This window comes from Pseudarthrobacter adonitolis (genome assembly GCF_055412845.1).
The window spans coordinates 1-8,947 of the sequence record NZ_JBVAYW010000039.1 but is presented as its reverse complement, the minus strand read 5'-3'; the positions used below and the strand labels follow the sequence as shown (position 1 = coordinate 8,947).

General features: G+C 62.0%; 9 protein-coding genes and 1 pseudogene. 7 read left to right on the top strand and 3 right to left on the bottom strand.

Annotation, left to right across the window (positions count from 1 at the left end):
• The 5 genes from ACZYZ4_RS19155 to ACZYZ4_RS19135 form a co-directional block, all read left to right on the top strand.
• On the top strand, positions 1 to 719 hold a 719-nt coding region (locus ACZYZ4_RS19155), incomplete at its 5' end, for an IS30 family transposase (protein WP_463863365.1).
• Between the two features lie 93 nt (positions 720 to 812).
• Positions 813 to 1,169, top strand: a complete 357-nt coding sequence (locus ACZYZ4_RS19150; protein WP_463863364.1) for a DUF2750 domain-containing protein — start codon at positions 813 to 815, stop codon at positions 1,167 to 1,169.
• 257 nt (positions 1,170 to 1,426) lie between these two features.
• Positions 1,427 to 1,678, top strand: coding sequence for a DUF1272 domain-containing protein (locus tag ACZYZ4_RS19145; protein WP_463857328.1), 252 nt, complete (start codon positions 1,427 to 1,429; stop codon positions 1,676 to 1,678).
• A gap of 92 nt (positions 1,679 to 1,770) precedes the next feature.
• Entirely contained in the window at positions 1,771 to 2,529 is a 759-nt protein-coding gene (locus ACZYZ4_RS19140) for a methyltransferase domain-containing protein (RefSeq protein ID WP_463861032.1), read from the top strand.
• 57 nt (positions 2,530 to 2,586) lie between these two features.
• Positions 2,587 to 2,883, top strand: a complete 297-nt coding sequence (locus tag ACZYZ4_RS19135) for a recombinase family protein (RefSeq protein ID WP_463863363.1) — start codon at positions 2,587 to 2,589, stop codon at positions 2,881 to 2,883.
• A 112-nt stretch (positions 2,884 to 2,995) separates the two neighbouring features.
• On the opposite strand, the gene ACZYZ4_RS19130 is transcribed toward ACZYZ4_RS19135, so the two are convergent.
• The 3 genes from ACZYZ4_RS19130 to ACZYZ4_RS19120 all read right to left on the bottom strand — a co-directional run bounded on the left by ACZYZ4_RS19130 (position 2,996) and on the right by ACZYZ4_RS19120 (position 7,317).
• Positions 2,996 to 3,916: a nitrilase-related carbon-nitrogen hydrolase gene (locus ACZYZ4_RS19130; RefSeq protein ID WP_463863362.1), complete on the bottom strand. Its 921-nt coding sequence runs from the start codon at positions 3,914 to 3,916 to the stop codon at positions 2,996 to 2,998.
• A gap of 4 nt (positions 3,917 to 3,920) precedes the next feature.
• Positions 3,921 to 5,402 carry a purine-cytosine permease family protein gene (locus tag ACZYZ4_RS19125; RefSeq protein ID WP_463863361.1) on the bottom strand — a complete coding sequence of 494 codons (1,482 nt, stop codon included), beginning with the start codon at positions 5,400 to 5,402 and terminating at the stop codon, positions 3,921 to 3,923.
• Between the two features lie 757 nt (positions 5,403 to 6,159).
• Positions 6,160 to 7,317: an NAD(P)/FAD-dependent oxidoreductase gene (locus tag ACZYZ4_RS19120; protein ID WP_463863360.1), complete on the bottom strand. Its 1,158-nt coding sequence runs from the start codon at positions 7,315 to 7,317 to the stop codon at positions 6,160 to 6,162.
• A gap of 445 nt (positions 7,318 to 7,762) precedes the next feature.
• Between ACZYZ4_RS19120 and ACZYZ4_RS19115 the strand changes: the two are divergent.
• Positions 7,763 to 7,945, top strand: a pseudogene (locus tag ACZYZ4_RS19115) (IS110 family transposase); the annotation flags it as partial.
• 140 nt (positions 7,946 to 8,085) lie between these two features.
• A complete protein-coding gene (locus tag ACZYZ4_RS19110; protein WP_463863359.1) occupies positions 8,086 to 8,670 on the top strand; it encodes a transglutaminase-like domain-containing protein in 585 nt (194 codons plus the stop codon).
• The last annotated feature ends 277 nt before the right edge of the window (positions 8,671 to 8,947 follow it).

The following is an 8,947-nucleotide window of genomic DNA, read 5'->3' as shown; positions in this document are numbered from 1 at the left end:
AGTACTCACCGGAGCAGATCGCAGGACGGCTCCGGATTGAGTTCCCCGATGAGCCGGAGATGAGGGTGTCACCCGAGACGATCTACCAGTCCCTGTACGTGCAGTCCCGCGGGGCACTGAAGCGTGATCTGACCGCGTGCCTGCGCACCGGGCAGGCGGTCAGGCAGCCCTGCAGGAAAGCCGGTCAGCGGAAGAACCGGATCCCGGGCATGATCAACATTTCCGAACGTCCTCCCGAGGTTCAGGACCGTGCCATGCCGGGGCATTGGGAGGGGGACTTAATCATCGGCAAGGGGAACCAGTCCGCGATCGGGACACTGGTGGAACGGACCACTAACTACACGATGCTCGTGCACCTGCCGGACGGGTACAGGGCCGAGCAGATCCGTGATGCGCTGGTCGCGAAGATCAAGACCCTTCCCGAGGCGCTGCGGCATTCCCTGACCTGGGATCAGGGCATCGAGATGCAGGACTGGAAAACCGTGAAGATGGACACCGGCATCGACATCTACTTCTGCGACCCGCACTCGCCCTGGCAGCGCGGCATCAATGAAAACACGAATGGCCTGCTCCGCCAGTATTTCCCCAAGGGCACGGACCTGGGCATCCACAGCCAGGCAGACCTCGACTGGGTTGCCCAGGAACTCAACGACCGGCCACGCAAAAGACTAGAGTTCAAAAAACCGATCGAACTGATCGAAGGCCTCCTGTTGCAATGACCGCCTGAATCCGCCGTTCCCCAAACGGAACCCAGATTGCCGAGCCTGGACAGAGGGGCGGTGGCATATCGGGAGTCTGAGACCATTAGCGTCATGAGCATCAGCGGAGCACACGCATCGGCATTTTTCGACGAAATAGTCCGTGAGAGGCAGGTCTGGACAATCCGGGATTCTGAAGGCATCCCTGCCCCTTTGGGTAGCGATGGTAAGCGTGCGATGCCGTTCTGGTCCCTGGCCTCTCGTGCAGAAACAATCATCTCCTCAGTTGAGGCGTACGCCGGATTTGAGAAGGTAGCGATTCCTCTTAGCGAGTGGCGATCAAAGTGGGTCCGGGGCCTCGAAAAAGATGGGCTGATGCTTGGACTAAATTGGTCGGGCGATCGCGCAACTGGCTACGACGTCGAACCGGCTGCTGCGATGGCTTCCCTAGTCGCCCGGGAATCATCGTGACTCGATTCCGGCGCCAGCGAGCATGTGCCCAAGCCTGTTTCCGTGGCACCGAAATTCCCTAGCGGAAAAGTGCTTGCAGTGGAGACGACCCTTCGTGAATATCGAGCCGGCCGTATGAGGTTTGATTGATGACAGTGAGGCGATGTCCACGCTGAACCACTGATCCATTCGCTCATGGAACGTCCGTTGGAGGATCGTCTACCGGGCTGATCGAAGCACTCTTCGCCGAGAAGGCACCCCGGAGGTAGGGTGGTCGCATGCTTGAGATTCGCCCAAATTGCGAATGTTGCGACCGCGACATCGCTCCGTCTGATGAGGCTTACATCTGCACGTTCGAATGCACCTGGTGCCCAAACTGTGTGGACCGCTTCCAAGATCGGGCTTGTCCTAACTGCGGTGGCGATCTTCAGCGACGCCCTGTTCGGCCGGCTGCGGCGTTGGCGTTCAATCCGCCGAGCCCTATGAGGGTGGTATCCCCGAGTTGCCGGGAGCAGCTCACCGGCATCTAGCGGCACGGATTGAGCACGGTGAGGGTTCCCAATCGGACGCCTGCTGGCGCAGCCTGCTTAATCCATCGGCTGGCGGGCGAGATACTGGATAGATGAGTGCATCTTTCGACGAGCTAATTGCAGAGGCCAACGCGGTGAGCGTTGATGGCTGGGACTTCTCTTGGCTGCAAGGACGCGCCACCGAAGAACGACCACCCTGGGGGTACGCACGCCTGCTGGGTGAACGGCTGGCCGAAGCCGACGCTTCGCTCGACATTCAGACCGGAGGGGGCGAGGTCCTGGCGCAGTCGCCGGTCATCCCGCGGTTAGCGGTCGCCACGGAATCATTCCCACCCAACGTCGCGAAGGCAACTGCGCTCCTGCACCGCCGAGGCATCGCGGTGGTAGCAGATCCTGATGAACCGCCTCTGCCCTTCGGGGATCGCGCTTTCGACCTTGTGACAAGCCGCCATCCAGCCACCATTTGGTGGGACGAAATTGCTCGGGTACTCCAACCGGGAGGCACCTATTTCGCCCAGCACGTCGGACCGGCCAGCGTCTTCGAACTCATCGAGTACTTCCTGGGCCCTCAGCCACAGGCACGTCTTGGCCGACGCCCGGACGCCGAGACAGCGGCTGCGCGGACAGCCGGACTTGACATCGTAGACCTTCAGGAAGCGCGCCTACGCATCGAAATCCACGATGTCGGCGCGGTTGTCTATTTGTTGCGCAAGGTGGTCTGGTGGGTGCCCGGTTTCACGGTTGCGGCATACCGAGACCGCCTGCGAAACCTTCACGATCTCATCCAGAGCGAGGGCCCATTTGTCGCGCACTCGACCCGTCATCTCATCGAAGCGCGTCGGCCCGATTAGGGATCGGCTTACGCGACACCGAAACCGCCATTCCCAACCAACAGTCACAGTGGTCCTATGGAAATTAGGTACGCCCGCGTCTCGACCGCGAACCAGGACCTCGACCGGCAGATCGACGCACTGCGCGGCGAGGGTATCCCCGCCCGGCGAATATACGTGGATAAGAAATCCGGATCCACCACAAGCCGTCCGGGACTTAATGAAGCCCTCGACCAAGCCCGCGAGTGGGACGTGCTCGTGGTGCACACTCTGGACCGACTGGGCTGCACCGTCCGGGGCACCCTGAACCTCATCCACGACCTGGCAGGCCGCGGCGTTGGAGTCCGGGAACCTGGCCGACCCCATCCGCGTTGATTCCGCCAATCCAGAGGAGAGGCCGGAGCTCGTTCTTTGGTGGTCTTTGCAGGTTGGTGTCCGCTCTCGGCGGTCGGTCGGCACGCAATGAGAACGGCCCGGTGTGGCCGGATTAGGGAAGCAATGCGGTGCCGTTGCCGGCGGAGGTGCCCGGACGGAGCCTGTCCGGTTTCCAGTCTTTCTCCAGGCTTCCCGGGTGGTTGACGCGGCTGTAGAGCTCGGGTTTCCGGTCGGCGTGGACGTCGTTATGGGGGCCGATGTGTTTGTCGTTGGAGGTTGCCGGTGTGATCCGGGCGGTGATGATGGTCTCGCTCCCCAGGTCTGCCAACGCGAGGGGGAACCCGTCGGGGTCAACGATGGTGCTGCCGCCGAGCCATTTTTGGCCCCGTTCGGTTCCTGTCCTGTCGCAGGCGGCGATGTATACCCGGTTGGTGGCGGCGTTGGCCTGGACCTTGAAGATTTCTGAGGGCCGCTCCGCTTCGGGCCGGGGGTAGAGCGGCCAGTTCACAGGAGCGCACACTATCTCTGCTCCGTCCAGGGAAGCTGTCCGCACCCATTCCGGGAATTCAAGGTCGTAGCAGACCATGACGGCGATCATCCCTGCGCTGGTGGAGACCACGGGCGGCGTCTGGTTTCCGGGGGTGAAGAGTTTCTGCTCATCACCCCACAGGTGGACCTTCCGGTAGGTGGCTTTCAGCTCGCCGCGGTCCACCAGCACGGCCGTGTTATAAACGGTGCCGTCCCCGGCCACTTCGACCAGTCCCGCGACGAGGATGAGGCCGTGGTCCCGGCTGAGTTGCTGCCATTCCTGCACGGTGGGCCCGTCCAGTGGTTCGGCCACGGACCGGGCTTCTGCCGGGGAGTTGAAGCAGTAGCCGGTGTTGGCCAGCTCCGGGAGGACAACGATGCTTGCCCGGCGGGAGGCGGCGTCGGCCACGGCGCGCCTGAGCACGGTTTTGTTTGCGGTGACGTCCCCGACGGCCAGGGGCACCTGGCAGCAGGCGATGATGACATCTTCGGTTAGTGAGGGCATCTGATTACTCCGGCGTCCCTTCCAGGACCAGCTGACTGCGGCGGCGGGCGGCTGCTTCGGCGGCATGGTCGATGTTGCGAGAAAGCAGGTAGTACAGGCCGCCGCCGGCGAGCAGACCGAAGACGAAGGATATGTCCGCCCCGCCCAGGGCCTGGGCCGCCGGTCCGGTGTAGAAACCGGTTGAGAAGAACGGGATCATGACGACGAATCCCACCACGTAGGAGACGATGCCGCGCCAGGCCCAGCGGCCGTATATGCCTTCGGGGTTGAAGATGTCGGTGATCGCGTACTTTCCATGACGGACGAAGTAGAAGTCCACGAGGTTCACCGCTGTCCAGGGAATGAGGAAGTACAGCATGAGCAGCACGAAGCTGTTGAAGCTGGCCAGGTAGTCATCCGGGATGACAAGGGCAATTCCGACCGCGATCAGGCCGATCACCGACAGGCCCAGGACCCGCAGACGGACGGTCGGCCGGACCGGTTTGAACCCGTCGATGGCCGCGACTCCCGTCAGCATTGCGCCGTAGGCGTTGACGCCCATGATGGAGAGCAGGGCAATCACGGAGATGAGCACGGCGAACGTCCCGAACCCGGGGAAGAGATTGTCACCGACCTGTTTGATGGCGCCGATGGCGTCCGCGTCGGGGATGCTGCTGGCCAGGATCGACCCCAGAGACATCAGCCAGATGGCGGAGACGGCCGCTCCGGCGTAGGTCCAGGAGATCAGCTTTTTCGCCGAGGAGTTTTCCGGCAGGTACCTCGAATAGTCGGACACGTAGACGGCGTAGCTGATGTTGTAGCCGGCAGCGAGGGAAAACTGGACAAGGAACGCGGTGCCGTCCCATCCCGGCGCCGCGGCTGCCGAGGCCGCCGTCGCATCGGTGGTGCCTCCTAGCGTTGTCAGGGCCAGGACGGTCAGGACAGCGAAGGTGGCGATCAGGACGTAGGTGAGCCAGCGCTGAATGAAGTGCAGCAGGTCATGTCCGACGACGGCAATGACGATGGCGACCGCGATCACCAGCGGGTACCAGAACCACTTTTCCCCCGGGAGGACGAGAAGGATCCCCTCGGTGGCCAGAATGGTGTCGAAAACCAGGAAGCCGAGATAGACGAACACCGTGGCAATGAACGGGACGAGGGATCCTCTGCTGCCGAACTGCGCGCGGGACTGGATCATCTGCGGGAGCCCCATCCGCGGGCCCTGGTTGGCGTGGAAGGCCATAAAGAAGGTGCCGAAGCCGGCGCCGAGCACCACGGCCAGGATGCACCAGACCAGGCTAAGGCCCATCGCGGGGCCCGTGAATCCCACGACCAGCGTCGGAAGAACAAAATTCCCCGCGAACCAAAAGGGCCCCTGATGCCAGAGCTTGCCGCGGCGCTCTGCGCGGTGCACGTAGTCGATGGAATGTTGCTCGATGATGGCCCCGGAACGGTGTCCCGTGGGTAAATCGGCGGCCGGGGCCGGGTTCGTTTGATTCGACATCATTGTCCCTTCAAGGGTTTCAAACGCACGGCTGAGTGCCCTGCGGAAAAGTCGGTGCAGCGGGGCCGGTGACCCTGACGACCCACCAAGAGCTATCAGCTAACTCGCCTAGGATGCCAGGAAAGATACTTATAGGTAACATGTGATGCTCGGTAGACAACACAACTTCATAGTGAATGTAAGCTGCGTCACTGTCAAGTTATCGCTAAAAACGCTACTCCGTACGGCCTCCCGTCAGGGGCAGTAACGGGCACCGGCAAGAACGACGGCAAGCGACCTCCTTAGCGTGGACCGTGCGAACCATTTTCAAATCGTCCCGCAGAGGGTTCCTTCAGCGGGACGGCAAACCGCCATTCAAACTGTGATTTAACCGCCATTTCGGGTTAACAGTCACATCCCGGGGCGGCCACGCTTAGCACTCCATGATTCGATGGAGTCTAAGTGGGACCCTTCCGGGGACGATGCTGCAGTATGGCGTGCAACGAATTGTGCTTACCAGTCCCTACATTTGTTGCATGACTGATACTCAAGTTCTGGAGACCTACGCCGGGCTTGCTGTACAGCCGGTCGGGTACTGATATTACAAGGACACCGACCGGCTTGCCTCTCGTTCACCTGCGCCTCACAACTGGTGGGGCGCCGGGCAACTCGGGCTATTACTTCAGCTGCGTTTGTAAGATGCGATTCCGGGATTTGTAGTGGTCGCGATGCTCCCGGTATAAGTCGGCGGACCTTAGCCGCCTTCCTGCCGATTCGCTCGTCAGAACGTGTCGGCGGCGTAGATGTCGCGGTAGAGGCGCAGCGCACTCGTGCGCAGAGATGTCAGGTCCTTGCCGTCGAAGCGGTTGACCGCGAGCTCGGCCGGCAGGCCGGTGCCATCTGTCATGGCTGCCACCAGAGCGGCGGCAGACCCGGCGGCATGAGTGACCCAGATCGCCTGAGCTACCCATACGCCGTCCAGCTCGGGATGCGGGCCAAGGAACGGCAAATTATCGGGTGTCATCGCGAAGGCACCGTTGATCCGCCGCGTGGGCGTGAACCGAGCCTCCTGACGCAGGAGACGCTGCGCGGTGGTGACAACCGGGTCGAATACCTCCGGCCATGGCAGTCCCGCACCATCAGTGAGTCCGCCCTGGCCGACGGGCGCAGGGACGTGATCGTAGCTGCCGATGCCGAGCTGCTCGTGGTGAACGCGGGCGTATACGTGGTGCTCGGGCCACCGCACGAACGGCCCCGGACGCCATGCTGCGTTTTCGTGAGAGTAGACGTAGGGATGGGCGACGGGAAACAGTGGCAGTTCCCGACCTGTCAGGGCAGTCAGCGACGGGCCCCACACCCCGCCCGCGAGCACCACGTCATCTGCGGTGAACACGTCGCCGGACGCCGTGGTGACCGTGACGAGATTTGATGTCCTGTCGATGCCGGTGACGTGTTGGCCGGCCAGGAAACGCGCACCGGCCCCAATGGCCTCCTTGCGTAGGGCGCGGGCGAGAAGCTGGACATCCGCGACTCCGTCGTCGGGGAAGTATGCGGCGGCGAGAACCTGTGAGGTGTCCACGAAGTCAAGCACCGGTTTGGGTAGATCTGACGGACTCAGGAGGCGGGAAGCGAGGCCTACCGACCGCGCGGCATCGGCTCGGCGTGTAACCTCTGCTGCGCCCGAGTCCGAGGTGGCGAGCTCCAGCCCGCCGACCCGGCCGAATCCACGCTCCGCGGTCGCGTAGATCGCGGCCGATGCACGGGCGAGCTCGGTCAGGATCGGCACGTCATTGTAAAGGCCCACGAATCCGGGGGCGAAGGCTGTCGAGCCCTGCGGCTCACCCGCATCTCGGTCCAGCACTGTCACGCTCACGCCCTTGCGGGCCAGTTCTCGGGCCACCGAGACGCCCACGATTCCTGCACCAATGATGACAACCATTCGAACCACGGCCGACCTCCCTCATTCGTTTCAAAGGTTTTCTACCCTATCAACTCAGCCTCGTCAGCAAGTCCACAGGTTCACGGGTGATCCCCAACTGAAAGGAAGGTAGAAGCTGCCTTGCCGATGCGCTGGGTGCCTCGGGACCGGATTTAGGTCCGAAGCTCGTACATTAGGCACGACTGTTTCATTGTTGGTGACGCCCGCCGGTGGCCACCACGTTACATTTATTGAGTCCCCGAAGTCCGGGGATTGGTCGCTGGATCCGGTGTGACTTTCTCGCCCTGTCACTAATGATCCGGGGGGGTGATCGCCGGGTTCGGAGACACTTGCTGACCGCTGATAGGGACACGGCCGGACGCTAGCGTCCAGGTCTCTTTGTAACGGGGGTGCCGGCATCGGGTGTCGTGACTGCGGCCATATAGTGATCCCAGGGAGCGCCAATATGGATCAGGGATTCGACCTATTCTGCGGGCTCGATGTCAGCAAGACCGATCATCATGCGACGGCACTCACCGCCGCCGGGGAGCGGGTTCTCGATAAACCCCTGCCGCAGGACGAGGCACAGTTGCGGGAGCTGTTCACCCGCCTTCAGGACCACGGGAACGTCCTGGTGGTGGTTGATCAGCACTGAAGCTGATCTGGGTCCATTAAGTAGGCGAGGTTGAAAGTTCCCCGCCTTGGCCCATGCCGAGATCTGACACGTCCACAGGACAGACAGCAGCCAAAATAGCCGGTCCGGGATCGGATGCTAGTAATCTCGCTCAAATGGACTTCTTAGACAACGACCCATCACACTATCTGGGCGAAGACAGTGTCATCAACCTCTCGCATAGCCGCGTCCGGGACCTCTTTCGGGAACTCTCCGATGATAAGGACGACGACGTAGTTTTCGCCCGTAGGGCCTTTGAACATGTCCGTGATGTTGTGCGGCACTCGTTCGACGTCCACGACCCACGCCCCTCGATTACGGCCTCCGACGCCGCCATCAACGGCGTCGGGCTCTGCCACGCCAAATCCCATCTGCTCGTGGCGCTCCTTCGTTCCCGCAACATCCCTGCGGGACTGTGTTACCAACGGATCGGGAAACCGAAGGCAGGCCACGCAATCCATGGTCTGGTCGCACTTTGGCTTGAGGGCGCCTGGCACCGCGTAGATCCGCGAGGCAACAAAGATGGAATCGACGCGCAATTTTCCCTCACCGAAGAGCGTCTTGCCTGGACTGTCACACCCAGCCAAGGCGAGATCGACTACCCCGGCATCCACGTGCACCCGGATCCGGCCGTTATCGCCGCAATGCGCGCCACGAACAACGTCCTCACGATACGCCTGCCAGAGAGCCTCCCCGCATAGGACTACCCGGCCGGCCGCAGCCTGCCCCCTTACGACCGACGTAAACAGCCGCTTGCACCGCCCCGAGCCCCCACTATTAGGTGTCGGGCTGGCGAGGCGGCGCAACAGAGATACCGCATCCTCAACTGTTTTTGCTGTCCGGGAAGACCAGGAGGATCTACGTATGGAACTGTTCCACCTTGCAATATCCGATTCCGAGCTTGTCGACCTGCAGGATCGGCTCAGACGAACGCGTCTTGTTCCAGGGACGCCGGGAAGTGAGTGGGCAGCCGGTGTC

Excerpts from the sequence above, each read along its gene's own strand:
- ACZYZ4_RS19125 (WP_463863361.1), bottom strand. The coding sequence starts at position 5,402 with ATGATGTCGAATCAAACGAACCCGGCCCCGGCCGCCGATTTACCCACG.
- ACZYZ4_RS19120 (WP_463863360.1), bottom strand. The coding sequence starts at position 7,317 with ATGGTTGTCATCATTGGTGCAGGAATCGTGGGCGTCTCGGTGGCCCGA.
- ACZYZ4_RS19130 (WP_463863362.1), bottom strand. The coding sequence starts at position 3,916 with ATGCCCTCACTAACCGAAGATGTCATCATCGCCTGCTGCCAGGTGCCC.
- ACZYZ4_RS19140 (WP_463861032.1), top strand. The coding sequence starts at position 1,771 with ATGAGTGCATCTTTCGACGAGCTAATTGCAGAGGCCAACGCGGTGAGC.
- ACZYZ4_RS19135 (WP_463863363.1), top strand. The coding sequence starts at position 2,587 with ATGGAAATTAGGTACGCCCGCGTCTCGACCGCGAACCAGGACCTCGAC.
- ACZYZ4_RS19150 (WP_463863364.1), top strand. The coding sequence starts at position 813 with ATGAGCATCAGCGGAGCACACGCATCGGCATTTTTCGACGAAATAGTC.
- ACZYZ4_RS19145 (WP_463857328.1), top strand. The coding sequence starts at position 1,427 with ATGCTTGAGATTCGCCCAAATTGCGAATGTTGCGACCGCGACATCGCT.
- ACZYZ4_RS19110 (WP_463863359.1), top strand. The coding sequence starts at position 8,086 with ATGGACTTCTTAGACAACGACCCATCACACTATCTGGGCGAAGACAGT.